At 76.2% G+C, this 24807-nt stretch carries 25 protein-coding genes; 9 read left to right on the top strand and 16 right to left on the bottom strand.

The window, feature by feature from the left end; all coding sequences use genetic code 11:
• Positions 1-40: 40 nt before the first annotated feature.
• The 4 genes from menD to IEV86_RS11650 all read right to left on the bottom strand — a co-directional run bounded on the left by menD (position 41) and on the right by IEV86_RS11650 (position 4955).
• Positions 41-1957: a 2-succinyl-5-enolpyruvyl-6-hydroxy-3-cyclohexene-1-carboxylic-acid synthase gene (gene menD / locus IEV86_RS11665; RefSeq protein WP_052426066.1), complete on the bottom strand. Its 1917-nt coding sequence runs from the start codon at positions 1955-1957 to the stop codon at positions 41-43.
• On the bottom strand, positions 1954-2904 hold the full coding sequence (locus IEV86_RS11660; RefSeq protein ID WP_043604866.1) for an o-succinylbenzoate synthase: 951 nt from the start codon (positions 2902-2904) through the stop codon (positions 1954-1956). The genes menD and IEV86_RS11660 overlap by 4 nt, the downstream gene beginning before the upstream one ends.
• 113 nt (positions 2905-3017) lie before the next feature.
• On the bottom strand, positions 3018-3470 hold the full coding sequence (locus tag IEV86_RS11655; protein ID WP_043604826.1) for a hypothetical protein: 453 nt from the start codon (positions 3468-3470) through the stop codon (positions 3018-3020).
• Between the two features lie 108 nt (positions 3471-3578).
• The gene (locus tag IEV86_RS11650) at positions 3579-4955 is read right to left on the bottom strand and encodes an MFS transporter (protein ID WP_052426067.1); all 1377 of its coding nucleotides are present in this window, start codon (positions 4953-4955) and stop codon (positions 3579-3581) included.
• A gap of 181 nt (positions 4956-5136) precedes the next feature.
• On the opposite strand from IEV86_RS11650, the gene IEV86_RS11645 reads away from it, so the two are divergent.
• A complete protein-coding gene (locus tag IEV86_RS11645; protein WP_043604828.1) occupies positions 5137-6078 on the top strand; it encodes a 1,4-dihydroxy-2-naphthoyl-CoA synthase in 942 nt (313 codons plus the stop codon).
• A 213-nt stretch (positions 6079-6291) separates the two neighbouring features.
• Here the strand turns inward: IEV86_RS11645 and IEV86_RS11640 are convergent, their stop codons facing one another.
• Positions 6292-6468, bottom strand: a complete 177-nt coding sequence (locus tag IEV86_RS11640; RefSeq protein ID WP_161784032.1) for a hypothetical protein — start codon at positions 6466-6468, stop codon at positions 6292-6294.
• Between the two features lie 216 nt (positions 6469-6684).
• On the opposite strand from IEV86_RS11640, the gene IEV86_RS11635 reads away from it, so the two are divergent.
• Positions 6685-7869, top strand: a complete 1185-nt coding sequence (locus tag IEV86_RS11635; RefSeq protein ID WP_043604831.1) for an NAD(P)/FAD-dependent oxidoreductase — start codon at positions 6685-6687, stop codon at positions 7867-7869.
• 45 nt (positions 7870-7914) lie between these two features.
• Here IEV86_RS11635 and IEV86_RS11630 read toward each other — a convergent pair whose 3' ends face one another.
• Positions 7915-9081, bottom strand: a complete 1167-nt coding sequence (locus IEV86_RS11630; RefSeq protein WP_229734618.1) for a DUF3048 domain-containing protein — start codon at positions 9079-9081, stop codon at positions 7915-7917.
• Positions 9082-9186: 105 nt separating this feature from the next.
• Between IEV86_RS11630 and menE the strand changes: the two genes are divergently transcribed.
• Positions 9187-10404: an o-succinylbenzoate--CoA ligase gene (menE, locus tag IEV86_RS11625; protein ID WP_229734617.1), complete on the top strand. Its 1218-nt coding sequence runs from the start codon at positions 9187-9189 to the stop codon at positions 10402-10404.
• A gap of 108 nt (positions 10405-10512) precedes the next feature.
• Entirely contained in the window at positions 10513-11382 is an 870-nt protein-coding gene (locus IEV86_RS11620; protein ID WP_043604001.1) for a 1,4-dihydroxy-2-naphthoate polyprenyltransferase, read from the top strand.
• A gap of 71 nt (positions 11383-11453) precedes the next feature.
• Here IEV86_RS11620 and IEV86_RS11615 read toward each other — a convergent pair whose 3' ends face one another.
• Entirely contained in the window at positions 11454-11876 is a 423-nt protein-coding gene (locus IEV86_RS11615; protein WP_081978560.1) for a PLDc N-terminal domain-containing protein, read from the bottom strand.
• 169 nt (positions 11877-12045) lie between these two features.
• On the opposite strand from IEV86_RS11615, the gene IEV86_RS11610 reads away from it, so the two are divergent.
• Positions 12046-12324 (top strand): DUF4229 domain-containing protein, encoded by a 279-nt coding sequence (locus tag IEV86_RS11610; RefSeq protein WP_043603999.1) that lies wholly within the window; start codon positions 12046-12048, stop codon positions 12322-12324.
• A gap of 7 nt (positions 12325-12331) precedes the next feature.
• Here the strand turns inward: IEV86_RS11610 and ccsB are convergent, their stop codons facing one another.
• From ccsB to IEV86_RS11580, 6 genes are all read right to left on the bottom strand, one after another.
• A complete protein-coding gene (gene ccsB, locus IEV86_RS11605) occupies positions 12332-13327 on the bottom strand; it encodes a c-type cytochrome biogenesis protein CcsB (RefSeq protein ID WP_043603996.1) in 996 nt (331 codons plus the stop codon).
• 3 nt (positions 13328-13330) lie between these two features.
• Positions 13331-15067 (bottom strand): cytochrome c biogenesis protein ResB, encoded by a 1737-nt coding sequence (gene resB / locus IEV86_RS11600; protein ID WP_052425970.1) that lies wholly within the window; start codon positions 15065-15067, stop codon positions 13331-13333.
• Positions 15067-15837: a cytochrome c biogenesis CcdA family protein gene (locus IEV86_RS11595; protein ID WP_043604025.1), complete on the bottom strand. Its 771-nt coding sequence runs from the start codon at positions 15835-15837 to the stop codon at positions 15067-15069. Before IEV86_RS11595 ends, resB begins: the two co-directional genes overlap by 1 nt.
• 54 nt (positions 15838-15891) lie before the next feature.
• Positions 15892-16527 carry a TlpA family protein disulfide reductase gene (locus tag IEV86_RS11590; RefSeq protein WP_043603995.1) on the bottom strand — a complete coding sequence of 212 codons (636 nt, stop codon included), beginning with the start codon at positions 16525-16527 and terminating at the stop codon, positions 15892-15894.
• On the bottom strand, positions 16520-17182 hold the full coding sequence (locus tag IEV86_RS11585) for a histidine phosphatase family protein (RefSeq protein WP_043603993.1): 663 nt from the start codon (positions 17180-17182) through the stop codon (positions 16520-16522). The genes IEV86_RS11590 and IEV86_RS11585 overlap by 8 nt, the downstream gene beginning before the upstream one ends.
• A gap of 100 nt (positions 17183-17282) precedes the next feature.
• Positions 17283-17858, bottom strand: coding sequence for a MarR family winged helix-turn-helix transcriptional regulator (locus tag IEV86_RS11580; RefSeq protein ID WP_081978559.1), 576 nt, complete (start codon positions 17856-17858; stop codon positions 17283-17285).
• A 209-nt stretch (positions 17859-18067) separates the two neighbouring features.
• On the opposite strand from IEV86_RS11580, the gene IEV86_RS11575 reads away from it, so the two are divergent.
• Both IEV86_RS11575 and IEV86_RS11570 read left to right on the top strand, forming a co-directional pair.
• Positions 18068-18619, top strand: coding sequence for a YceI family protein (locus IEV86_RS11575; protein ID WP_043603991.1), 552 nt, complete (start codon positions 18068-18070; stop codon positions 18617-18619).
• Between the two features lie 264 nt (positions 18620-18883).
• The gene (locus tag IEV86_RS11570) at positions 18884-19411 is read left to right on the top strand and encodes a DUF488 domain-containing protein (protein ID WP_043603988.1); all 528 of its coding nucleotides are present in this window, start codon (positions 18884-18886) and stop codon (positions 19409-19411) included.
• Here the strand turns inward: IEV86_RS11570 and IEV86_RS11565 are convergent.
• Both IEV86_RS11565 and IEV86_RS11560 read right to left on the bottom strand, forming a co-directional pair.
• Positions 19399-20040 (bottom strand): redox-sensing transcriptional repressor Rex, encoded by a 642-nt coding sequence (locus IEV86_RS11565; protein WP_052425969.1) that lies wholly within the window; start codon positions 20038-20040, stop codon positions 19399-19401. The genes IEV86_RS11570 and IEV86_RS11565 overlap by 13 nt on opposite strands.
• Positions 20037-20303, bottom strand: coding sequence for a glutaredoxin family protein (locus IEV86_RS11560; protein WP_043603987.1), 267 nt, complete (start codon positions 20301-20303; stop codon positions 20037-20039). Before IEV86_RS11560 ends, IEV86_RS11565 begins: the two co-directional genes overlap by 4 nt.
• 35 nt (positions 20304-20338) lie before the next feature.
• Between IEV86_RS11560 and IEV86_RS11555 the strand changes: the two genes are divergently transcribed.
• A complete protein-coding gene (locus IEV86_RS11555) occupies positions 20339-21199 on the top strand; it encodes an HAD family hydrolase (RefSeq protein ID WP_081978558.1) in 861 nt (286 codons plus the stop codon).
• A gap of 63 nt (positions 21200-21262) precedes the next feature.
• Positions 21263-23158 carry an arylsulfotransferase family protein gene (locus IEV86_RS11550; protein ID WP_052425968.1) on the top strand — a complete coding sequence of 632 codons (1896 nt, stop codon included), beginning with the start codon at positions 21263-21265 and terminating at the stop codon, positions 23156-23158.
• A 131-nt stretch (positions 23159-23289) separates the two neighbouring features.
• On the opposite strand, the gene arfA is transcribed toward IEV86_RS11550, so the two are convergent.
• Positions 23290-24798, bottom strand: a complete 1509-nt coding sequence (gene arfA / locus IEV86_RS11545; protein WP_043603984.1) for an arabinosylfuranosidase ArfA — start codon at positions 24796-24798, stop codon at positions 23290-23292.
• Positions 24799-24807: the final 9 nt, after the last annotated feature.

Here is a 24807-nt window from a genome sequence, read left to right as displayed (position 1 = left end):
CGGCGAGGGCGCGGCGGGCCAGGCTGCCGGACGTCCGCCCTCAGTCCTGGGTGCGAGCCTGCCGTACGCCGTCGGGCCCGCGCGCGTCGCCCCGCACGGCCTCCTGCACCGCGGCCGCGACCGCGGCGTGCAGGTCCCGTCGGCCCGCGCGGTCGACGACGACCTCGACGACGGACCTGCCCGCGACGCGTGCGGCGAGCGCCGACCGGAGCTCCTCGAGCGTCGTCAAGCGCTGGTGCGGGACGCCGTACCCCGCGCAGAGCGCCCCGAGGTCCGCGTCGTGCGGCGTCCCGAAGACACGCTCGAACGTCGCCGCCCGCGCGGGCTCACCGTGCTCGAGCGTCGCGAAGATCGAGCCGCCGTCGTCGTTGGCGACGACGAGCCGGACGTCGGGCTCGCGCTCGAGCGGACCGACGAGGAGCCCGCCGACCTCGTGCAGGAAGGTGAGGTCACCCAGCAGCGCGACGACGGGCCGGCCGAGCGCGAGCGCGACACCGCCGGCGGTCGACACGGTGCCGTCGATCCCCGCGAGGCCGCGGTTGGCGACGACGGCGGGCGGCTCGTCCCACGCCGCGACGAGGTCGAGGTCGCGCACGGGGTTGCTCGACCCGACGACCAGGACGTCGTCGGGGCCCACCGACGCGGCGACCTCGGCGGCGACCGCGAGGCCCGACAGGCCGCCGAGCCCCTCCCCGGTCGCGGCGGGGGCGGGGTTCTCCTCAGCCCCCACGGCCCGCACGGCCCCGAGCGCCGCCGCACCCGCCGTGCGCCACGCCTCGAGCCACGGTCGGCCGGACGGCGTGACGGCGCCCTCCCCGAGGCGACCGCGGAGCAGCCCCGGCGGGACCTCGGCGAGCACCTGCGTGGCGTTGCGCGACGCGTCGGGCCAGTCACCGCCGTGCGGCGCGACGACGAGGGACTCGACGTCCGGCCGCGCGAGCAGCGCCTGCACGGGCCGTGACAGCGTCGGGCGCCCGAGCACGACGGCGCGTCGCACGGCCCCGCCCAGCTCCGTGTCCGCGAGCAGGAGCCGGTAGGCCGCGACCGCGTTGGGGCCGCCGCGCGCACCCGACGACGGCTCGGCGAGCAGCGGCCAGCCGTTCGCCTCGGCGAGCCGGCGCGCGAGCGGGCCGGCCTCGTCGCCCGCGACGACGACGGTCGGCACGCCGTCCGGTTCGAGGTCCCCGGGCAGCGACGCGTCCGGGGCGGTCGTCAGCGGGGCAGCCGTCAGCGCGGCGGTCGGGTGCGGCGCGCCGGACGCCACGCCACCGACAGCGGCCCCACGGCGCAGGACCTCGGCGAGCCCGTCGCGCGACGGCTCGGGCCACGGCTCGTCGTCGGGCACGAGCGGGTCGCGGAACGCGAGGTTGACGTGGACGGGGCCCGGGTCGCCCGTGCGCGCACCGGTCGCGAAGGCCACCGCACGTGCCGCGACGTGGCGCAGGTCGCGGTCCTCCCCCGGGCGGCCGGTCGGTGCCGGCACGTCGATCGTGAGGCGCACCGGCTCCAGGAGCCCGACCTGCTCGGTCGTCTGGTTGGCACCCGTACCGCGCAGCTCGTGCGGGCGGTCGGCCGTGAGGAGCAGGAGCGGGACGCCGCTGTGGTGCGCCTCGAGGACGGCCGGGTGGAGGTTCGCGACCGCCGTCCCCGACGTCGTCACGACCGCGACGGGACGCGGGTCCCCCGCCAGGCGTGCCCCGCGCGCGAGGCCGAGCGCGAGGAAGCCGGCGCTGCGCTCGTCGACGCGCACGTGCAGGTCGAGCCGCGGGACGCCCGGCGCACGCGCGTCGTCGCCGGGCGCGCCGCTCCGCGCGCCCCCCTCGCGGTGCGCCGCTGCCTCGGCGAGCGCGTACGCGAGCGGAGCGCTCCGCGACCCGGGCGACAGAACGACGTCGTGCACCCCGAGGGCCGCGAGCGCCTGGAGCAGGACCCGTGCCGCGCGCGTCGAGGCGCTCATGCGCGCACCGCGTCGAGCCGTGCGAGCCAGCGGGTCGTGAGGTCGTCGTCGGCGGCGTGGGCCGCGAGCAGCGCGTCGTCGGGCTCGGGGCGACGCACCGCGATCGCGCCGTCGACCGGCAGCAGGGGCTCGGCGACGACGTCGTCGGTGAGGAGCTGCGCGGTCGCGAGACCGCACGCGTGGTGCAGGTCGGGCAGCGCGGCCGCGAGGGCGACGCCCGCCGCGAGCCCGACGGACGTCTCGAGCGCGGACGAGACCACGACCGGCAGGCCGACCTGCTCGGCGAGCCGCAGGCACGCGCGCACTCCCCCGAGCGGCTGGACCTTGAGCACGACGACGTCCGCCGCCGCGGCACGCACCACCTCGAGCGGGTCCTCCGCGCGGCGGATCGACTCGTCGGCCGCGACGGGCACCACGGTGCGCCGCCGGACCTCGGCGAGCTCGGCGACCGTCCGGCACGGCTGCTCGACGTACTCGAGCCCGCCCGCGGCGCGGTCGAGGGCGGCGAGGCGGGCGACGGCGGTGTCGACGTCCCAGGCGCCGTTGGCGTCGACCCGCACGCGGCCGCCCGGCCCGAGGGCGTCGCGCACGGCCTCGAGGCGCTCGACCTCGTCGTCGACCGTCTGCCCGGGCTCGGCGACCTTGACCTTCGCGGTGCGGCAGCCGGCGGACCGCTCGACGATCCCCCGCGCGGTCACGCCGTCGACGGCGGGCACCGTGACGTTGACGGGGACGGCGTCGCGCACCGGAGCGGGCCAGCCCTCCTCGGCGGCCTCGCGCGCGGCCCGCCACCACGCACGCGACTCGGCGACGTCGTAGTCCCAGAACGGCGAGAACTCGCCCCAGCCCGCGTCGCCCCGCACGAGGACGCCGTCGCGCGAGGTCAGGCCCCGGAAGCGGGTGCGCAGGCCCACGCGGTAGACGCGGGGCGGGGCGGGCGCGGTCACGAGGGCCACCGTAGTGCCGGGCACCGACGCACCTCGCGGCCGGGCTCGTACGGCGGACCCCCCGCGCCGGGGCTGTGCAGCGAGGCTCGTGCGGCCGGCCCGCGTGGCCCGCGTCAGCCGCGGCGGACCTCGTCGAGCACGACGACGCCGCGGTCCCGGACCCCGCAGAAGCCGCCGAACGAGGAGAAGTAGGAGTCCCCGCCGTCCCGGTAGTCCGGGAGCGCCTCGGGCTCGACGTGCGCGCCCGTCGCGACGAGGAGGTCGCCCTGGCCGACCGACGTGCCGTCAGGGAGCGTCACGTGGTCCCCGTCGTGCTGGCCGCCCGACGGCCACACGATCCACGGCCGGGACGCCTCGTCGCCACCCTCGGCCACCCAGGTGAAGCACCCGTCGTCCTCGACGTGCAGCGTCCCGCGCAGCTCCTCGCGCTCACCCGCGACGGGGTCGTCGGGTGGCTGGGTCGGGAGACCGAACCCCGCCTCGGTGCTCGCGTCGCCCGTCGCGCACGAGACCGCACCCGCGCCGAGGAGCAGGACCAGGGCCGCGACGGCGACGCTCCTGCGCACGGGTCCTCCTCGGGGGCGGGACGGCCTGCGCCGTCGTCTGACGCGAGCGTCCCGGTCGGAGCCGCCCGCTCGCAACGCCGGGACGATCACGATCACGCGGCGGTCGGGTCACGCGGCGGGCGCACGTCCGATGCGGCCGCTCACCGCGAGCGCCGCGAGCCCCGCGACCGGCGCCACCGCGAGCACCGCCGCGTACGCGCCGACGGGTGCGACGGGCAGCAGCACCGCGACGAGCACGCCCCCGAGCGCGAGCCCGACGGCCTGCACCACGGCGTCGCTCGTCTGCATGCCGGCGCTCGCCGCGCCGTGCTCGCCGGGCGCCGCGCGCTCGAGCAGCAGCACCGACAGCGTCGACGACGCGACGCCCATCCCGAGCCCCGCGAGCGGCCAGAGCGCGGCGACCGCCGCGAGCGGTGCGCCGGCCACGAGGAGCACGCCCGAGACCGCGCCGAGCGCGACGAGCCCCGTCCCGAGCCGCACGCGGCGCACCGTGTCCGCGAGCACGGGGAGGTTCGCGGCGAGCCACGAGCCCGCGAACCACAGCACGGCACCCCCCGTGAGGAACAGCCCCGCCTGGGTCGGGGTCAGCGAGCGCTGCTCGACGAGGACGAGGGGCAGGTACGCCTCGACGCCGAAGAACGCGAGCGACACGACGCTCCGGGTGGCGATCACGGCGGGCAGCCCGCGGCGCCCCGTCCACGTGCCGCGCGGCAGGAGGGGCGGGACGACGACGGCGACGACCGCGAGCGACGCGACGAGCACGACCGGCCACAGCGCCGAGTCCTGACGCGCCGCAGAGCTCACGCCGAGCACCCCGACCGCCGCCGCGGACGCGAGCAGCACGCGCCCCGGGCGCAGCCGCGCACCGGGGTGGGCGCCGGGACGGCGCGCGACGCCCACGAGCAGCGACACCGCGACGAGCGACGGGACGACGGCGCCGAGGAGCGCCCACCGCCAGCCGAACGTCTCGGCGACCCAGCCCGCGACGAGCGGCCCCACGAGCGCGGGCAGGACCCACGCCGACGTCATGACGACGAACACCCGGGGCCGCACGTGCTCGTCGAACACCTGCCCGACGAGCACGTACAGCGCCACGGTGACCAGCCCCGACCCGAGGCCCTGCACGAGACGCCCCGCGAGGAACGCCTCCATGGTCGGCGCGAGACCTGCGACGAGCAGGCCGACGACGAATCCCCCGACCCCCACGAGCAGCGGGCCGCCCGGACCGCTGCGGTCGGCCCACGGTCCCGCGGCCGTCATCGTCGCGACCGATGCCGCCAGGGGCGCCGCGAACGAGACGGCGTACAGCGCGACGCCGTCCAGGTCGGCCGCGACCAGCGGGAGCGCGACCGCGACCGCGTACGCCTCGAACGCGAAGAGGAAGGCGGTCGCGAAGACGCCCGCCACGACCGTCCCGAGCGGGCCGGTCCAGAGCCGTTCCCGCACGACGGCGGGGCGCGCGGGCGCGGGTGGTGCGACGGTCACGCGGTTCCTTCCGTGCTGGTCCCGCCGTGCGGCGGGCTCGGGGCGCGGCGAGCGGGGGCGGGCCGGCCGTCGGCGGACCGTCGGCAGGTCGTCACCCGACGGTCGGCCGACCGTCGGGTCCGGCGCGCGGCCGAGGGGAAGGGTACGTCGCCCCGCCGGGCGCCCACCTACCCTGACGCCCATGAGTGCGCTTCCGGAGAAGGTGTCCGAGACGTTCGACCCGACGCGCTGGCGGTCGGTCGCCGGGTTCGAGGACCTCACCGACCTGACCTACCACCGCGGCGTCGACGGCGACCGCGACCTGGGCGTCGTCCGCATCGCGTTCCACCGGCCCGAGGTCCGCAACGCGTTCCGCCCGCACACCGTCGACGAGCTCTACCGGACGCTCGACCACGCGCGCATGACCTCCGACGTCGGGACCGTCCTGCTGACCGGCAACGGCCCGAGCCCGCGCGACGGCGGCTGGGCGTTCTGCTCGGGCGGGGACCAGCGCATCCGCGGGCGCGACGGCTACCGGTACACGTCCGACCCGGACGCCGAGACGGCCGACGCGATCGACCCCGCACGCGCGGGTCGGCTGCACATCCTCGAGGTCCAGCGGCTCATCCGGACCATGCCGAAGGTCGTCGTCGCCGTCGTCGACGGGTGGGCCGCCGGCGGCGGGCACTCGCTGCACGTCGTCGCCGACCTGACCATCGCGTGCCGCCAGCACGGGCGCTTCAAGCAGACCGACGCGAACGTCGGCTCGTTCGACGGCGGCTACGGCTCGGCGTACCTCGCGCGGCAGGTGGGTCAGAAGCGCGCCCGCGAGATCTTCTTCCTCGCCCGCGAGTACTCCGCCGACGACGCCGAGCGGTGGGGTGCCGTGAACGAGGTCGCCGACCACGAGGACCTCGAGGGGCTCGCCCTCGAGTACGCGCGGACCATCGCGACCAAGTCGCCCCAGGCCGTCCGGATGCTCAAGTTCGCGTTCAACCTCCCGGACGACGGGCTCATGGGTCAGCAGGTGTTCGCGGGCGAGGCGACGCGCCTGGCCTACATGACCGACGAGGCGGTCGAGGGCCGCGACGCGTTCCTCGAGCGCCGCGACCCCGACTGGAGCGGCTTCCCGTACGCGTTCTGACCCGCCGCCCCGCACCCGGCGCCCGGCTCACGACCCCTGCGGCCGGCCCGACCCGCCCAAACCCGGCCCCGGACGTGAGGAGAGCGGGCGGTGACCCTCCGTCACCGCCCGCCCTCGTGCGCCCCCCGGCGCCACCGCAGCGCGCCCACGCGCCGCTCACCGCGACCGGAGCCCGTCGACGCGCCCCCCAGCGCGCCCGGCTCCCGCGGTGGCCTACTGCGCGCCGACCAGCAGCACGCCGACCTCGACGACCTCGCGGAGCGCGAACGCGACCGCGGCGAGCACCCCGAACAGCATGAGGACCGCCGTGAGGACGGGTGCCGCGGCGCGCAGGTGCGCAGCCGTCGTGCGGGCGTCGTCGTCGGTCCGGTTCGCGGTCGTCGTGCTCATGGGACCAGCCTCGCGCCGAGGGCGGCCCGCGCGGATCGCCCGGTGGTCGGGACCTCGCCGCGACCGCCCTCACCCCTCGGTCGCACACCGGCCCCGCCGCCTCATCCCCGGGACGGAGGACGCGCGCGGGTCGCACCAGGGTCCTCCCCGACCGGCGCGGGGCCGGGCCGTCGCCTAGCGTGGCGAGGGACCCCGTCCCCCGGCCCGGGAGCAGCCATGACGCAGCGGAACCACGACGTCGTCGTCGTCGGCGGGGGGAACGCGGGCATCTCGCTCGCGGCGAGGCTCCTGAGGTCCGGGTGCCGCGACGTCGCGCTCGTCGAGCCCAAGGCCGTCCACCACTACCGCCCGCTGCTGTCCTACGTCGCGTCGGGGATGGCGACGCTCGAGGACCTGCGGCGCCCGCAGGCCGACGTCGTGCCCGACGGCTGCCGCTGGTACGCCGACGAGGCGGTCGAGGTCGACCCGACGCGCCGCGTCGTGCGGCTCGCGGGCGGTGACGAGCTCGGGTACGGGGACGTCGCCGTCTGCCCCGGGTCCGAGGTGGACTGGGACGCGATCCCCGGGAGCGCCGAGGCCGTCGGGACGCCGCACGCGTCGACCAGCTACCTGCCCGAGCACGCGCCCGCGACGTGGGACATGCTCGCGGCCCTCACCTCGGGCCGGGCCGTGTTCGTCGTCTCCGACCGGCACGTGCCGTGCGCGCCCGTCGCGCTCAAGCCGCTGCTCACCGCCGCGGACCACTGGCGCCGCACGGGCGTGCTCGACGCGATCGACGTCGACCTGCTCGTCGAGGGCGACGTGCTCGTCCGGCACGAGGGGGCGGACCGCGTGCTGCGCGACGCGGTGGCGTCGTACGGCATCCGCACGCGGTTCGGCACGACCGTCGAGAGCGTCGACGCCGCGGCGCGCTCGCTCGCCCTGCGCACGCCCGACGGCGCCGCGACGGCGTCGTACGACGCGCTGTACCTCGCGCCGCCGCACCGGGCACCGGCCTGGGTCCGCGGCCTCGCGACCCCCGGCAGCGACGGGTTCGTCGCCGTCGACCCCGGCACGCTCGAGCACGTCGAGCACGCGCGCGTGTGGGGCCTCGGCGACGTCGCGACGGTCGGCACGCTCCCGTCGGGCGGCGCGCTGCGCAAGCAGGTGCCGGTCGTCGCGCACAACATCGCCGCCCGCCGCACGGGCCGGCCGATGCGCCGGTACGACGGCTACTCGGTCGCGCCCGTCACGACGTCACGACGTCGGCTCCTCCTCGCCGAGTTCGACCGCGACGGCCGGCCGGAGCCGACGATCCCGTTCCCCGACCTCGTCCGGCCGCGGCTCGCGACGCTGCTCTTCGACCGCTACCTCGAGCCGCCCGTGTACTGGCACCGGTTGCTGCGCGGCAAGGTGTCGTGACGCGTCGTCGGCCGTGACCCGCCGGCCGTCCCCGGGCGCGCCGCGTCAGGAGACGGTGAGCGAGCCCTTGCCCGCCGGGATCATCTCGACCCACGTGTTGCCCGGTGCGAGCAGGAGCGGCGCGCCGTCGGCCGTGAAGAGCTGCAGGGGCGCGTCGAGCGCGGTCTTGCGCCACCGTCCCGCGACGGTCGCGGGACCGCTCGCGACGACGACGTCGCCCTCGCCGACGAGGTCGTACGTCGGGACCGGCGCGCCGCCCTGCGCGCCGTACGGGCTGTTCGGGTGGTCCGCGGTGAGCGCGACGACGTTGACCGCGGACAGCCGGGCCCCGCTCGCGGCCGTCGCCGGCGTCGACCCCTCGGAGCGCAGCCACGTGCCCGACGCGCCGTCGAACGTCCAGGAGGGGCTCGACTGCGCCGAGAGCCGGAACGCGAGCGTCCCCGCGGGCGTGCCCGCGACGCGCGCGGTCGCCTGCTCGGGCCGCAGCGCGAACGCGAACTGCTCGGCGGGGGGCGCCGCGTGCTCGGCGTCGGCGGACGCGAGGAACGTGGGCAGCGAGCCGTAGACGTTGTGCGGCGCGCTGCGGAAGCCCACGCGGTACATGCCGGCCGCCCCGGCGTCGTGGCTGATCGACTGCACGCCGCTCGCGCGGACCTCGTCGAGGATGCCCTGCTGCCCGCCCGAGTAGGCGAGCAGGCCGCGCAGCGGCGCGACGATCAGCGGGTCCATCGGGCGGACGGACCGGATGGGCCCGACCTCTTCGGGGACCTGCGAGTGGAAGACCGCGACGAACCGCGAGACCTCGAACTCGACGATCGTCTCCCACACCACGTCCGCGGACTCGAGCCCCGTCTGGGGGCGCGCGACCGACGTGTTCTCGACCTTGACGGCGACCGCGGGCCGCGCCGCGACCTCGGCCGTCTCGACGCCCGTGAGCGGCCATGTGAGCGGGACCTCGGGCTCCGGGGCAGGGGTTCGGCTCGGCTCGATCGACGGCGACACGGTCACCGGCTCGGGCACCTCGGGCTCGGCGACCTCCTCGCCGCCGCTGCACGCGGTCAGCGCGAGCGCCGCCGCGACGGCGACGACCGCGAGACGCCCGGGCAGCCCCCGCCGCGCGAGCGACGAGCGCTCCGGGCGCGGCCGACGCGGGCGGCCGGGGTGGGTCGCGCCGAGCCGGGCGGGGCGACGGGACGTGGTCGACTGGGCCACGGGGAACTCCTTCGGTGGACCCGGGCGCACCCGGTCCGATCACGTGCAGGGGCGCCGTCCGCACGGGGCGCCCGGGACACTGTACGGCGCACCTAGGCTGGCGACGTGGACCTCCCGCTCGTACCGCTGCCGGTGGGTCCGACGGACCGCGCGACGGCGGACCGGGTGGCCGAGGCCCTGCACGTCGCGCTCACGGGCGGACCCGCGGTGCTCCCCCACCCGGTCGGCGAGGCGCCCGACGACGCCTCGCGCGTGCCCGACGGCGTCGCGCTCGTGGTCCGGACGTCGGGCTCGACGGGCCGCCCGCGGGGCGTCCTGCTGGACGGCGCGGCGCTGCGCGCCTCGGCCGACGCGACGCACGCGCGGCTCGGCGGCCCCGGTCGCTGGGTCCTGTCGCTGCCGCTGGTCCACGTCGCCGGGCTCCAGGTCCTCGTGCGCTCGCTCGTCGCGGGGCTCGACCCCGTCGTGGGGCCGCCGGGCCCGTTCGACGGCGGCTCGTGGCTGCGGTCCGTCGCCGACGCGCCGTCGGGCGCACCGCTGCACGGCTCGCTCGTGCCGACGCAGCTGCACCGCGTCGTCGCCGCGGCCGAGGACGACGCGGGCCTCGCCGCCGCGGCGCGCGTGCGGCTCAGCGCGGTGCTGCTCGGCGGTGCGGCCACGCCCGGGCCGCTGCGGGCGCGCGCGACCGCGCTCGGGCTCCCGGTGGTCCGGACCTACGGGATGACCGAGACGAGCGGCGGCTGCGTGTACGACGGCGTACCGCTCGACGGCGTGTCCGTGCGCCTCGTCGACGGCGCCGTCGAGCTCGCGGGGCCCGTGCTCGCGCGCGGCTACCTCGGGCGGCCGGACCTGGACGCGGCGGCGTTCGAGCACGACGGCGGACGGCGCTGGTTCCGCACGCAGGACGTGGGCTCGGTCGACGCCGGCGGCCGCCTCGCGGTCCTCGGCCGGCGCGACGACGTGCTGGTCACGGGTGGCGCGAAGGTCGCGCCCACCGCGGTCGAGGGCGAGGTCGCGACCCTCGACGGCGTCGGCGAGGTGTGCGTCGTCGGCGTGCCCGACCCCGAGTGGGGTCAGGCCGTCACCGCCGTCGTCGTCGTCGGAACGTCCGGCAGGACGCCGTCGTTGGAGGAGGTGCGTGCGCACGTGGCCCGTACCCTGGGCGCTGCTGCCGCCCCGCGGCACCTCGTGCTCGTCGACGCGCTCCCCCTGCGGGGCCCGGGCAAGGTCGACCGTGCCGAGGTCGCGCGGCTCGCGGCGGCCGAGGTCGCGCGCGACGGGCGCACGGGTGCCGACGGGCGCCCGGGCGCTGAGCACCGCTGAGGGGCACCGGGCAGCACCGGGCATCACCGGGCAGCACCGGGAGCACTGAGGCAGCACCGAGGAGCACGACGGTCGGGCACACGCGACCACGACAGGACAGGAGCACCGATGGCGACGGCGGGCGAGTGGATCGAGGGGGCACGGCTGCGGACCCTCCCGGCGGCGGTCGCCCCGGTGGCGGTCGGCACGGGTGCCGCGGCCGAGCTCGGCTCGGCGTCCGGCGTCCGTGCGCTGCTCGCGGCGGGCGTCGCGCTCGCGCTCCAGGTCGGCGTCAACTACGCCAACGACTACTCCGACGGCGTGCGCGGCACGGACGTCGACCGCGTGGGGCCGATGCGGCTCACGGCGTCGGGCGCCGCGCGTCCCGGCCAGGTGAAGGCCGCCGCGTTCGCGTCCTTCGGCGTGGCCGCGGTCCTCGGTCTCGCGCTCGTCGCGCTGAGCGGGCACTGGTGGCTGCTCGCGGTCGGCGCGCTGAGCGTCCTCGCCGCCTGGTTCTACACGGGCGGGCGGCGCCCGTACGGCTACCGCGGGCTCGGCGAGGTCGGCGTCTTCGTGTTCTTCGGCCTCGTCGCGGTGCTGGGCACGACGTACACGCAGGCCGACACCGTCTCGTGGCCGGCCGTCGTCGGCGCCGTCGCGGTCGGGCTCCTCGCGTGCGCGCTGCTCATGGTGAACAACCTGCGCGACATCCCGACGGACGTCGTCGCAGGCAAGCGGACCCTCGCGGTGCGGCTCGGCGACCACCGCTCGCGGCGCGTCTACGCGGTGCTGGTCACCGCCCCGGTCGTGCTCGGGACGCTGTGCGCGCTCGCCAACCCGTGGGCGGCGCTGACACTCCTGCTCGGACTGCCCGCCGGGCTGCTCGCCGGGACGGTGCTCCTGGGCGCACGCGGGCGGCTGCTGCGGCCCGTCCTCGCGGGCACGGGCATGCTCGAGCTCGCGTTCGGCCTCGTGCTCGGGCTCGGCCTGGCGATCTGAGTGCTCGGGCTCGGCCTCGCGTTCTGAGTCCTCGAGCCGGTCCGGCCGGCCGACGCGTCGCCGGCCCCGCGTCAGGCGCGCGGGTCGTCCGGGTCGGGGGCGGGTCGGTCGGAGCGGTCGTCCGCCGCCGGACCGTCGAGGTGCTCACCCGGGGCGGCGTCGTCCGGCGCACCCGCTCCCGCCTCACGGCGTCGGCGCTCGCGCTCGATGCGCCACAGGAAGTCCGGGTCGTCGTCGGGCGCGACGGGGCCGCGGCGTCGCGGCACGCCCCGCGCGCGGCCGGGCCGCTGGGGAGCGGCGGAGGGGGTCTGCTGGCTGCGCAGGTACCGGCTCGTCGCGATCCACGCGACCGGCCCGAGCACGGGCACGAGCACGACGACGACCGCCCACAGCCACGGCCGGAGGCCGGCGCGCTCCTGGGGACGGCTCTGCGACAGGTCGATGAGGGCGTAGATCGCCAGACCGATGGGGACGACGTACACCAGGTACCGCATGCCCCCAGGGTAAGCCGCGCACGGCCGGGCGGCTCCGGCGGGACGTGAGCAGCGCCGTGGGCGGGCGGTCCCGACCGTCACGGGCGCTCGTCGGACCGGGGCCGGGACCGTCGAGACCGGCCTCGCGGCGCCGGTCCGCGGTGCCGGGTCGCGGGCCTACGCTGGCGGTGTGCCCGTCGTGACCTACTCCCTGCTCCGCCTCGCGGTCCTCGTCATGGCCGCCGCCCTCCTGTGGTGGGCCGGCGTCGGCGGCTGGTTGCTCGCCGTCCTCGCCGTCGTCGTCGCCTGGGCCGTGTCCTACCTGTTCCTGCGCAGGCAGCGCGACGCGGCCGCCGCCTGGCTCGCCGCGCGGGCCGAGCGCCGCCTGGCGCGTCCGGCCGAGGTCGACGACGACACCGCGGCCGAGGACGCCGCGGCGGACGAGATCCGGCGCACCGAGGGCGCGTGAGGGTCGGTCAGGACACGCCGCTGTAGGCGTGCAGCCCCTGGAACAGCAGGTTGACCACGGTGAAGTTGAAGATCACGGTCGCGTAGCCGACGAGGACGAACCAGGCCGCGCGGCGCCCGCCCCACCCGCGCGTCGTGCGCGCGTGCAGGTACGCCGCGAACACGACCCACACGACGAAGCTCCACACCTCCTTGGGGTCCCAGCCCCAGTAGCGGCCCCACGTGTGGTCGGCCCAGATCGCGCCCGCCATGATCGTGAAGGTCCACAGCACGAACGCCACGGCGTTGATCCGGAACGACAGGGCCTCGAGCTCACGGACCGACGGCAGCATCTCGAGCGCGCGCCAGCGCGGACCCGCGAGGCGTGACGAGCCCTGCTCGCGCGAGTCCTTGAGCAACTGCAGCGTGCTCGCCGCGAACGCGACGGTGAACAGACCCGTCGCGATGGTCGCGATCGAGACGTGGATGACGAGCCACGGGCTCTGCAGCGCGGGCTCCACGCCGCGTGCGGGCGTGTAGAAGCCGACGAGCGCGACCCCCAGCGCGACGACGGTGAGCCCCAGCACGATCGTCCCGAGGAACCGGACGTCGCGACGTCGGACGAGCGCGAGGAAGGTCGCGACGGCGACGAGCGTCCCGACGAGCGTGAACTCGTACATGTTCGCCCACGGCACGCGACCCGCGGCGAGCCCGCGCAGCACCGCGCTCACGGTGTGCAGCAGGAGACCGACGGTGGTCACGGAGACGGCGATCGCGGCCGCGCGGCGAGGCAGCGGGCGGGCGTCGTCCGCTCCCCCGGCCGCCGCACGGTCGGTCGTCGGGCGGACGACGCCCGGCCCGGCGGACACCCCGGCGAACGTCCCGACGCGCTCCTGCGCCGGGCGGCGGCGCTGGGCCGCGTGGTCCGCGAGCGTCGCGAGGTCGGCCGCGAAGGCGACGAGCGCGACCGCGTACGCGGAGGTCGCACCCCACGCCAGCAGGTGGCTCAGCTCACCGAGGTCCATACGTCATGCCTTTCCCAGGGGTGCCGACTCCGGCACGTCGTCGGCGGTCTGCGCGTGGCCGCCGGTCGCGCGCGCGTCGGGCACCTCGCCGAGCGCACGCACCGCCGTCATGGTGCGCTCGAGCTCGGCGGCGAGCCCGAGGTCGTCGCTGCGGGCGAGCGCAGCGGCGCGCACCACTGTACGTCCGTCGTCCGAGGGGACGACCCGGAGCCAGACGCGTCGACGCGGCGTGAACAGCGACACCGCGAGGCCGAGCAGCGCCGCGACCGACGACGCGAGCACCCAGGGCAGCGACGGGTCGTGTCGCAGGTCGAGCGCCACGAACCGCGGCAGCCCGTCCCACGTGAGCGTGCCGAGGCCCTCCGGCAGGTCGACCGTCTGGCCGGGCCGCACGACGAGCGTCACGGGCTCGCCGTCGGCGTCGAGCACCTGGTCCATCCCGCTCTCGTCGAGCTGGTAGACGTTCTGCGGGATGCCGTCGTCGAGGCCGAGGTCACCGGACCAGACGGTGAGCACGAGCACGGGGTCGAGCGGCTGCGGGTGCACCGAGCGGGCGCCCGCCTCCGTGATCTCCGCCGAGGGCAGCAGGTAGCCCACGAGGCCGATCTGGTCGCCCGCCGACACGTCGGGCACCTTGACGACGCCGCGCGAGGTGTAGACCGCGTCCTCGGGGAGGAACGGCACCGCACCCGCGAACGCGACCTCGCCCGCGGCGTCCTCGACGACGACCTCGGGCGCGTACCCGTTGCCCTGGAGGAACACCTTCGCGCCGCCGACCCGCAGCGGGTGGTTGACCCGGATCGTCGTCTCACGCACGTCGTCGCCCGGCTCGCGAACCGTGACCTCGGCCGTGAAGTCGACCGCACGCGCGTCGGGCGTGAACTCGGACGTGAAGCGGTCGAGCGTCATCGTGAACGGGACGAGGGACCGGGGGTCGAAGGCCGTGCCCGCCTCGAACGTGTCGTAGTCCGTGACCGCGTTGGCGAAGCCGCGGCCCTCGACGACGATCGCCTGGCCGCGGTAGTGCTGGAGCTGGCCCCAGGCGACCGAGACGAGGAGCCCGACGAGCGCGAGGTGGAAGAGCAGGTTGCCCGTCTCGCGCAGGTAGCCGCGCTCGGCGGCGACGGTGCGGACGCCCTGCGGCTCCTCCCCGGTGTCGACCCGGAACCGCGGCAGCACGGAGAGCGGCCCGCGCAGCGAGGTCCGCGCAGCACGCACGACGTCCTCGGCCGGCGCGTCGACGACGGCCTCGTCGCGCACCGCGAACCGGTCGAAGCGTCGCGGCGTGCGGGGCGGGCGCGCCCCGGCCGAGCGCAGGTGCGCCCACGTGCGCGGCAGGATGCAGCCGATGAGCGAGACGAACAGCAGCAGGTAGACCGCCGAGAACCACACGGACGCGTAGACGTCGAAGAAGCCGAGCCGGTCGAGCCACGTGCCGAGCGTCGGGTTGTCCCGGACGTACTCGGCGACGGCGGCGGGGTCGACCGGACGCTGCGGCAGCACCGAGCCAGGCACCGCGACGACGGCGAGCAGCATGAGCAGCAGGAGCGCGACGCGCATGCTCGTGAGCTGGCGCCACACCCACCGCAGCGAGCCGCGCACGCCCAGGCGCGGCAGCTCGACGGGGCGGTCCGGACGGCCGTCCGGACCGGAGGTGCCCGCCTGGGAGGTGCCCGCCTCGGACGCGGCCGCCTCGAACGGTGCGGCGTGGTCGTCCGGACGCCGTTCGCGCTCGCTCATCACACCACCGTCTCGAAGCCGCCGACGAGACCCTGGAGCGACTGCGTCCACAGGCTCCACAGCCCGCTGACGAGCGCGAGACCGACGACGACGAGCACCGCGCCGCCGATCCGCATGACGAGCACGCGCCGCTCGCGCAGCAGGCGCAGCGCGCGGGCCGACCGGTCCAGGCTCAGCGCGATGAGCAGGAACGGCAGGCCGAGGCCGAGGCAGTACGCGACCGACAGGACGGCGCCACGGCCCGCGGACGCCTCGTCGAGCGCGAGCGTGTAGACCGCGACGAGCGTCGGGCCGATGCACGGCGCCCACCCGAGGCCGAACACCACGCCGAGCAGCGGCGCACCCCACAGACCCGCCGTCGGCGCCAGGTGGATCCGCCGCTCGCGCTGCGCGAAGGGCACCCAGCCGAGGAACACCAGACCCATGAGGACGACGACGACGCCCAGCACGCGCGTGATCGGGTCGCTCCACTGCGCGACGAGACCGCCGAGGGACCCCGCGAGCACGCCGAACAGGACGAAGACGACGGTGAACCCGGCGACGAACAGCGCGACCCCCGCGAGGACGCGGCCGCGCGCGACGGACGACAGCGTCGCGACGCCGCCCGGGACGCGTGCGCCGTCGGCCCCGCGCCGCCCGCGGCGCGCGTCCGCACCGCTGCCGGCCATGCCCGACACGTAGCCGAGGTACCCGGGCACGAGCGGCAGCACGCACGGGGACGCGAACGAGACGAGCCCGGCCAGGACCGCGAAGGGCACCGCGAGCAGCATCGAGCCGCTCAGCACCGTGCGCTGGAAGAGGTCGCCGACGTCGAGGGCCAGCACCTAGGCGCTCCCGCCCGGGTCCTCGGCCAGCGCGTCGTCGACGAGGGCGCGCAGCGTGCTGCCGTCGACCTTGCCCAGGACCCGCGCCGCGACGTTGCCCTCACGGTCGAGCACGACGGTCGTCGGCACGGCCTGGACGGGCACGACGCCCTGGAGCGCCGCGACGGCCGCACCGTCGGCGTCGTGGACCGACGGGTAGGGCACCTCGAAGGTGCGCTCGTAGGCGAGGGCGGCGCCGGCGTCGTCGTGCGAGTTGATCCCGAGGAGGTGGACGCCGTCGTCGGCGTAGTCGGTCGCGAGCGCGACGAGGTCGGGCGCCTCGGCGCGGCACGGCGGGCACGACGCGTACCACGTGTTGAGCACGACGACGTCGCCGCGCCAGTCCGCGACGTCGACGGCGGCGCCGTCGTACGCGGTCCCCGCGAGCTCGACCGGCCCCGTCCGGTCCCCCGCGTCCCACGTGGTGACGGAGCTGTCGCCCGAGACGTAGCCGGTCTCCGCCCCGCTCTCGTCCCAGCCGCCCGTGACGCTCGGCGAGCACCCGGCGACGCCGAGGGTCGCGACCGAGGTCGCGACGACGGCGAGGCGGCGGGCCACCGTGCGGTGCCGAGGGGTCGAGGGACGCACGTCAGGCACCCGGGATGATCGGCGCGTCCGGGAGGAGGTCGGCCGCGGGCTCGGAGTACGTGATGCCGGTGAACCGGTCGCCGTCGTAGTGCACCGAGGTGAGCGACGCGACGGTGCACTCGCGCTTGCGAGGGTCGTGCCACAGGCGGCGGCCCTCGAGCGCGGACCGGGTGACCCAGATCGGCAGCTGGTGGCTCACGACGACGGCCTCGTGCCCCTCGGCGGCGTCCCGCGCGGCGGCGACCGCGGCGAGCATGCGCGCGACCTGGACCCGGTACGGCTCGCCCCACGACGGCAGGAACGGGTTGTACAGGTGGCGCCAGTGCGACGGACGGCGCAGCGACCCGTCGCCCACGCCGAAGGTCAGGCCCTCGAAACGGTTCTCGGCCTCGATGAGCCGCGGGTCGGTGGCGACCTCGAGCCCGAACGCCGCGGCGATCGGCGCGGCGGTCTCCTGCGCGCGCTGGAGGGGTGAGGCGACGACGTGGACGACGTCGCGCTTCTCGGCCCCCGACGGGCCGGAGCCCGCGAGGTGCGCGGCGACGCGCTCGGCCATGGCCTGACCGCGCTCGGACAGCCGGTAGCCCTCGAGGCGGCCGTACAGCACGCCGGCGGGGTTGTGGACCTCGCCGTGGCGCAGCAGGTGGACGGTCGTGATCGGCATGGGTCCAGTCTCGCCCACGCCGCCGGGTGCTCGCGCACGCCCTGGGCGCGGACGGGTGGCCCGGTGGGGCCGTGCGGCGCACCGGGTTCCCGGCGGCGGCTCAGCCGCGAGCGGTCGCCGGTCCGGGTCGCGCGGCGTCGTCGTCGGCCGGGCCCTGGGCGACGACCCCCATCACGGCGCCGAGCGCGCGGAACTGGTCGTCGGTGAGCAGGTCGACGAGGTTGCGGCGGACGGCCTCGACGTGACCGGGCGCGGTCCGCTCGAGCAGCGCGTACCCGGCCTCCGTGAGGGTGCAGTTGACGCCCCGACGGTCGTCCGAGCACGCCGTGCGGACGACGAGGCCGCGGCGCTCCATGCGCGAGACGGTGTGCGTGAGGCGGCTGCGGGAGTGCATGACGGACGCGGCGAGCTCGGACATGCGGACCGTGCGGTCCTCGACCTCCGACAGGCGCACGAGGATCTCGTACTCGCTGAGCGACATGTCGGCGTCGTCCTCGAGCTGGCGGTTGAGCGCCTCCTGGAGCCGCGCCGAGCCCAGGAGGTAGGCACGCCAGTGCCGCTGCTGCTCCGCGGAGAGCCAGCGGACGGGGGCGGGGTCCGTCGACGGCGTCGCACCGGCGACCGGGCGCTCCTGCTCCTCGGCGGTGCCGACGTCCTCGCCCACGTGCTGCGTCATGCGCCCCTCCTCTCCACCGCGGGAACCGTAACAGGGGGTTGCGGCCCGCCCCGGGGCTGTAGTAGAAATATCAACTAGTTGGTTGATGCTTCAAGCATAGCGATCCGGGCGGCTCCCCGCCCGGGGTGCGGACACCGACGCAGACCTCACGCAGGCAGCAGACCGCAGGACCCACCCAGACCGAACGCCCCACGCACCGGAGGACCCACATGACCACCACCACGCTCCCCACCGAGCTCGCCACCGGCACGTACGTCATCGACGCGTCGCACTCGGAGGCCGCCTTCACGGTCCGTCACGCGGGCATCGCGAAGGTCCGCGGGACCGTCGCGATCACCGAGGGCACCATCACCGTCGGCGAGGACGGCGTCGCATCGGTCACCGCCACGCTCGACCCCACCACGGTCGACACGCGTGACGCGAACCGCGACGGCCACCTCAAGAGCGCCGACTTCTTCGAGGTCGAGACGTACCCGACGTGGTCCTTCGTCTCGACCTCGGTCGAGCACGACGGCGACGACTGGGTCGTCACGGGCGACCTCACGATCCACGGCGTCACCAAGCAGGTCCGCCTCGAGACCGAGTTCAACGGCACCGCGACCGACCCGTTCGGCAACGCGCGCGCCGGCTTCTCGGCCACGACCGAGATCTCCCGCAAGGAGTTCGGCCTGACCTGGAACGCCGCGCTCGAGACCGGCGGCGTCCTCGTCGCCGACAAGGTCAAGATCGGGCTCGAGATCTCGGCGATCCGCCAGGCCTGACCACCAGGCCTGACCACCCGGCCTGACCGCCCCGCCCGGCAGACGGGCCGGGCGACGGGCCGCTCCCGGGCCGCGGGCCCGGACCCCGCACCCTCCGAGCACCCCCCGCTCGGAGTGCCGACGCCGCCGGTACCCCCCACCGGCGGCGTCGTGCTGCCCGGGGCGCGGCGCGAGGGATCGGGCCCTGGCCGCGGTTCGCCCCCGGGCCGCGCTCCCGGAGGTACCGGAGGTGCCGTTCGGGGCCCCTCGGACCAGGCTGCTGCCATGCCCGACGACGCCCCGCTCCTGACGACGTTCGGCCACGGCACCGCGGACGCCGCGACCATCGGCACCCTCCTGCGCGACGCCGGCGTCGGCCTCGTGGTCGACGTGCGGCGGTTCCCGGGGAGCCGGCGGCACCCGCACGTCGCGCGCGACGAGATGCTCCGGTGGCTGCCCGAGGCCGGCGTGGCGTACCGGTGGGAGCCCCGGCTGGGCGGTCGGCGAGCGGCGCCCGACGGCCGCGACCCGTGGTGGCGCGTCGCCGCGTTCGCGGCGTACGCCGCCCACATGCGCACGGCGGAGTTCGCCGCGGCCCTCGACGACCTCGTCCGGGACGTCCGCGAGCGCCCCACGGCCGTGATGTGCAGCGAGTCGCTGTGGTGGCGCTGCCACCGACGCCTCGTCTCGGACGCCGCCGTGCTGCTGCGCGGGTTGCGCGTCGAGCACCTCGGCCACGACGGACGGCGGACGGCGCACGAGCCGTCCGCGGGCGCACGCGTCACACCCGACGGGCTGGTCTACGACGGCTGACGGCCGCGCTCGTGGAACGCGAGGATCTGCAGCTCGCGCGCGAGGTCGACCGAGCGGACGTCGACGCCGGCGGGCACCCGCAGCACGCGCGCCGCGAAGGACAGGATGCTCCGCACACCGGCGCCGACGAGCCGGTCGCACACCTCCTGCGCGACGGACGCAGGCGTCGCGAGCACCGCGACGGTCGCCGCCTCGCGCTCGACGACCTTCTCCAGGTCGGGCGCGTCCTCGACGACGAGCCCCGCGACGCGCGTCCCGACCACGGCCGGGTCGGCGTCCACGAGCGCCGCGACCCGGAACCCCTGCCCGCCGTCGGCGGCGTACGCGTGCACGTAGTTGGCGAGCGCCTGACCCAGGTTGCCGAGCCCCACGATGACGACCGCGAGGTCGCGCGTCAGCCCGAGCACCGCGGTGACCTGCTGACGCAGGTGCGCGACGTCGTACCCGACGCCCCGGACGCCGTGCGAGCCCAGGTAGGACAGGTCGCGGCGCAGCTGGGCGGGCCCGACGCCCGCGAGCGCGCCGAGCTGGCCCGACGACGTCGTCGTGACGCCCTGGTCGACGAGCTGGTCGAGCGCACGCAGGTAGATCGGCAGACGCGCGACCGTCGACGGGGGGACGTCCGTCATCGCGGCCCGGCCGCGAGCGCGCGCACCACGCGATCCGCGTCGATGCGCCAGAACCCCTGCTGGACCCCGTCGACGCTGACGACCGGGACGAGGTCGCCGTAGCGGGCGACGAGGTCGGCGCTGGCGGGCCCGGTGTCGACGTCGACCTCGGTCCAGCGCACCCCGGCGGCGGCGAGCGCGGCACGCGCGTCGTCGCACAGGTGGCACCCGCTGCGGACGTGGAGCACGACGCGGGAGGCGTCGTCGTCGGGCTGCGTCGTCACCGGACCACCCTAGAGGCGGTGGCTAGAGTGACCGGGTGGCCGAGCGGACGAGTCCCGAGGACGTCGAGGCCTCGGGTGCCGCGGCGGCGCGCGCGAGCCTCCAGCACGTGCACGGGGTCCGTCCCACGACGACGGCGGCGTTCTTCGACCTCGACAACACGATCATCCGCGGGGCGAGCGCGTTCCACCTCGCCGTGGGGCTGCGCCGCCGGGGGTTCGTCCGCGGGCGCGACATCGTGACGTTCGCGTGGCAGCAGGCCCGCTACCTGCTGGTCGGCGAGAACCTCAAGGACATCGCGGTCATCCGCGCGCGCGCGCTGTCGATCGTCGCCGGCCGCTCGGTCGCCGAGATCACCGCGATCGGCGAGGAGGTCTGGGACGAGGTCCTCTCGCTGCGGATCTTCCCCGGGACGCAGGAGATCCTGTCCGAGCACCTGGACCAGGGGCACCAGGTCTGGATCATCACCGCGAGCCCCGTCGAGATCGGCGAGCTCATCGCGGCCCGCCTCGGCGTCACGGGCTGCCTCGGCACGGTCGCCGAGCACAAGGACGGCTTCTACACCGGCCGGCTCATCGGCGACATGATGCACGGGCGGGCGAAGGCGCGCGCCGTCGAGGAGCTCGCGCGCACCGAGGGCCTCGACCTGCGGCGGTGCTACGCCTACGGCGACTCGGCGCACGACGCCGCGATCCTCTCGGCCGTCGGCCATCCCTTCGCCATCAACCCGGACCTGCGGCTCAAGCGCACCGCGCGCGAGCGAGGCTGGCCCGTGCACGAGTTCCGGGGGCGTCGCCGCGCGGCGACCCGGCGCGGCGTGCAGACCGCGAGCGTCGCGGGGCTGCTGTGGGCCGCGCGGGTCGTCTTCCGCGCCGCGCGCCGCACGCTGCGCGGGTAGGGGCGCCCGGCGCACGGCGACCGCACCGCTGGCGCACGCCGTCGTGCGGCGTGACAGTGGGTCGTGAGCTCCGAGCCGTCCGCGACGGGTGCCGTCCGGTCGCTGCGCCGCCGCCCCGCGGCACTCCTCGCCCTCGGCGTCGTCGTGACGGCCGCCGCGACCGGTGCAGCGCTCGGCATCCGGGCCGCCCTCGAGCCCGCCGCACCGCCCGAGCCGAGCGTCACCGCCCTCGCGCCGACCGGCGACGGCGCTGCCGCCTTCCCCGTCCCGGGCACGACGGTCGTCCACCCCCGCGCGCAGCTCGCGTTCCGCGGGGTCGACCCGGCCGTCGTCGCGGGCGCCGAGGTCGTCGGCTCGGTGTCCGGCACGCACCGCGGGGAGGTGCTCGAGCACCCGGACGGCGGCGGCGCGTCGCTCGTCCCCGACGAGCCGTTCGCCGAGGGCGAGCAGCTCACGGTGCGCCTGGGCGTCCCCGTCGCGGGCGCCGACGACGGCACCTGGACCCTCGGCGTCGCGCGCCTGGCGGAGCGGCCGGAGGCGCGCGAGCCGCCGGTGACGGACGTCGAGGACGCCGAGCCGGGCGGGGACCTCGTGGTCGAGCACGTCCGGACGTTCGCGTCCGCCCCCGACCTCGAGCCGCCGCGCGTCGACGTCGCCGGACCCGAGGCGGGCACCACCGGTCCGGGCGGCTCCTCCCCCGGCTACACGCTGCTCGGCGTGAAGAACGGGTTCGGGCACAAGGGGCCGCTGCTGCTCGACGACGCAGGCGAGCCCGTGTGGTTCCTCCCGCTCGACGGCGTCGACGCGCGCGACGTCCGCGTGCAGACCTACCGCGACGAGCCCGTGCTCACGTGGTGGGAGGGCAGGCAGGCGAGGGGGTACGGGTGGGGCGAGGGCGTCGTCGTCGACGCGTCCTACCGCGAGGTCGCGCGCGTGCAGATGGCGGGGTACGAGGCCGACTCGCACGAGATGCTGCTGACGGACGCCGGCACGGCGCTGCTCATCGCCTACGAGCCGGTGCGCCTCGACCTCACGGCCGTCGGCGGTCCCGCGGACGGCGTGGTGGTCGACAACGTCGTGCAGGAGGTCGACGTCGCCACCGGTGCCGTGCTCCTGGAGTGGCACGGCGTCGGGCAGGTCGCTCTCGACGAGTCCTACCTCGACGTCGAGGACGGCGAGGCGTTCGACTACCTGCACCTGAACTCGGTGGACCTCGACGCCGACGGCGACCTGCTGGTGTCCGCGCGCCACACGTGCGCGGTGTACTCGATCGACCGCGCGACGGGCACGGTCGAGTGGCGCCTGGGCGGTCGCGAGTCCGACGTGGCGCTCCCCGCCGACGCGGTGTTCCTCAAGCAGCACGACGCCCGGCGCGCCGACGACGGCACGCTCACGGTGCTCGACAACGGCGGGACGTGCGGCGACACCGTGCGCGAGGTCAGCCGCGGCATCGCGCTCGACGTCGACGAGGAGGCCGGGACCGCACGCGTGGTGCGCGAGGTGCACCACCCGGACGGGGTCTTCACCGAGAGCCAGGCGAACTTCCAGGAGCTCGACGACGGCACGGCGTTCCTCGGCTGGGGCAGCGTCCCGCGCGCGACGCTCGTCGGACCCGACGGCGAGGTGCTGCTCGACCTGACCATCCCCGACGCGCTCTCCGTCACCACCTACCGCGCGTACCGGGTCGCGTGGACGGGACGCCCGCTGACCGACCCGTCGGCCGTCGTCGTGGACGGCCCCGGGGGGCCCGCCGTGCACGTGAGCTGGAACGGCGCGACGGAGGTCGCGTCGTGGCGCGTCGTCGACGCTGCGGGCGCGACGGTCGTCGAGGGGCCGAGGGACGGCTTCGAGACGGTCCTGCCGCTGCCCGGGGCGGGTGCGGACCTCCGGACGGGCCTCGCGGTCGAGGCGCTCGACGACGACGGGGAGGTGCTGGGCTCCGGGGAGGTCGCCGGCTGACGCGGGCCGCGCCGGCCCCGGACGTGCCGGACGCCGTCGGACGCGCAGGAGCGCCGGCCCCGAAGGACCGGCGCTCCTCGGTGGCCCCCCAGCCACCCTCCCGTGGAGGCTCCCCGAAGGCGCGGGAAGGATCAGTCGCGCACGAGCCGCAGCACGGTCCAGGACACGGGCGGCAGCGTGATGCGCCCGGTCCCGCCCTCGAGCACGGCCGACGTGTTCGGGCGCGGCGCGAGGGTCTCGTCGTCGTCGACGGTCGCCCGGGCGTACGCGTCCGGGTTCGCGAGCGTGAGGGCCTCCTCGACGCGCAGGCCCTCGAACGCGCGCAGGTCGACCTCGAGGGTCATGTCCTCCGTGAGCGACCTGTTGACCGCGAAGACCGCGACGGCACCCGACTCGGGGTCGTGCGTCGCGACGCCGTCCACGAGCGGCGTCTCGCCGAACTTCGCCGTCTCGTGCGTGGGCGTCCGCAGCTCGGTGTGCAGCACCTCACCGACCGCGTAGCGCGACGTCAGCGCGAACGGGTGGAACGTCGTCTGGCGCCAGATGCGGCCACCGGGCTCGGTCATGATCGGCGCGATGACGTTGACGAGCTGAGCGAGGCTCGCGGCGTGCACCCGGTCGCTGTGCCGCAGGAGCGAGATGAGCAGGTTCCCCACGACGACGGCGTCGGCCACGTTGTAGTGGTCCTCGAGCAGCACGGGCGCGACGGGCCAGCTGTCCTTGGGCGGGACCGACGGCGCCGCGTGCTGGTACCAGACGTTCCACTCGTCGAACGAGATGTTGATGCGCTTGGTGAGCTTGCGCGCGGCGCGCACCGCGTCGGCGGTCGCCACGACGTCGTCGATGAAGGCGTCCATGTTCATCGCGGAGGCCAGGAACGAGGCGAGGTCGCCGTCCTCCTCGAAGTAGTACGCGTGCGCCGAGACGTAGTCGACGAACTCGTACGCCTCGGTCAGCACGGTCGACTCCCACGCGCCGAACGTCGGCATCGCCGAGCTCGACGAGCCGCAGGCGACGAGCTCCAGGTCGGGCTGGACCATGCGCATCGCGCGCGCCGTCTCGGCCGCGAGGCGGCCGTACTCATCGGCGGTCTTGTGGCCGATCTGCCACGGGCCGTCCATCTCGTTGCCGAGGCACCACATGCGCACGCCGTGCGGCTCGGCGGTGCCGTTCGCGCGCCGCAGGTCCGACCACGCGGTGCCCGACTCGACGTTGCAGTACTCGAGGACGTCGAGCGCCTCCTGCACGCCACGCGTGCCCAGGTTGACGGCCATCATCGGCTCGACGCCCGCCTTGCGGCACCAGCGCATGAACTCGTCCACGCCGACCGTGTTCGGCTCGGTGCTGTGCCACGCGAGGTCGAGGCGTGCGGGGCGGTCCTCGACGGGGCCGATCCCGTCCTCCCAGCGGTAGCCGGAGACGAAGTTGCCGCCCGGGTAGCGGACCGTCGTCACGCCCAGGTCCTGCACGAGCTGGATGACGTCCTTGCGGAAGCCGTCCTCGTCGGCGGTCGGGTGCGACGGGTCGTGGATGCCCGTGTACACGCACCGGCCGAGGTGCTCGACGAAGCTCCCGAACGTCCGGCGGTGGACGGGCGACACCGTGAAGGCCGGGTTGAGGGACATGGAGGCGTGCGGCATGACGATCTT

The sequence above is a fragment of the Cellulomonas carbonis genome (genome assembly GCF_014636275.1).
Lineage (GTDB): Bacteria > Actinomycetota > Actinomycetes > Actinomycetales > Cellulomonadaceae > Actinotalea > Actinotalea carbonis.
Note: the sequence above shows the minus strand (reverse complement) of the source record. Positions and strands in the feature narration are given on the sequence as shown.

Bases quoted from the DNA above. Each gene is read 5' to 3' on its own strand.
- IEV86_RS11580 (WP_081978559.1), bottom strand. From the start codon at position 17,858: ATGACGCAGCACGTGGGCGAGGACGTCGGCACCGCCGAGGAGCAGGAG.
- resB (WP_052425970.1), bottom strand. From the start codon at position 15,067: ATGAGCGAGCGCGAACGGCGTCCGGACGACCACGCCGCACCGTTCGAG.
- IEV86_RS11570 (WP_043603988.1), top strand. From the start codon at position 18,884: ATGCCCGACGACGCCCCGCTCCTGACGACGTTCGGCCACGGCACCGCG.
- IEV86_RS11640 (WP_161784032.1), bottom strand. From the start codon at position 6,468: ATGAGCACGACGACCGCGAACCGGACCGACGACGACGCCCGCACGACG.
- IEV86_RS11565 (WP_052425969.1), bottom strand. From the start codon at position 20,040: ATGACGGACGTCCCCCCGTCGACGGTCGCGCGTCTGCCGATCTACCTG.
- IEV86_RS11595 (WP_043604025.1), bottom strand. From the start codon at position 15,837: ATGCTGCTCGCGGTGCCCTTCGCGGTCCTGGCCGGGCTCGTCTCGTTC.
- IEV86_RS11585 (WP_043603993.1), bottom strand. From the start codon at position 17,182: ATGCCGATCACGACCGTCCACCTGCTGCGCCACGGCGAGGTCCACAAC.
- IEV86_RS11615 (WP_081978560.1), bottom strand. From the start codon at position 11,876: ATGCGGTACCTGGTGTACGTCGTCCCCATCGGTCTGGCGATCTACGCC.
- IEV86_RS11620 (WP_043604001.1), top strand. From the start codon at position 10,513: ATGGCGACGGCGGGCGAGTGGATCGAGGGGGCACGGCTGCGGACCCTC.
- menD (WP_052426066.1), bottom strand. From the start codon at position 1,957: ATGAGCGCCTCGACGCGCGCGGCACGGGTCCTGCTCCAGGCGCTCGCG.
- ccsB (WP_043603996.1), bottom strand. From the start codon at position 13,327: ATGGACCTCGGTGAGCTGAGCCACCTGCTGGCGTGGGGTGCGACCTCC.
- arfA (WP_043603984.1), bottom strand. From the start codon at position 24,798: ATGCCGCACGCCTCCATGTCCCTCAACCCGGCCTTCACGGTGTCGCCC.
- IEV86_RS11575 (WP_043603991.1), top strand. From the start codon at position 18,068: ATGACCACCACCACGCTCCCCACCGAGCTCGCCACCGGCACGTACGTC.
- IEV86_RS11635 (WP_043604831.1), top strand. From the start codon at position 6,685: ATGACGCAGCGGAACCACGACGTCGTCGTCGTCGGCGGGGGGAACGCG.
- IEV86_RS11645 (WP_043604828.1), top strand. From the start codon at position 5,137: ATGAGTGCGCTTCCGGAGAAGGTGTCCGAGACGTTCGACCCGACGCGC.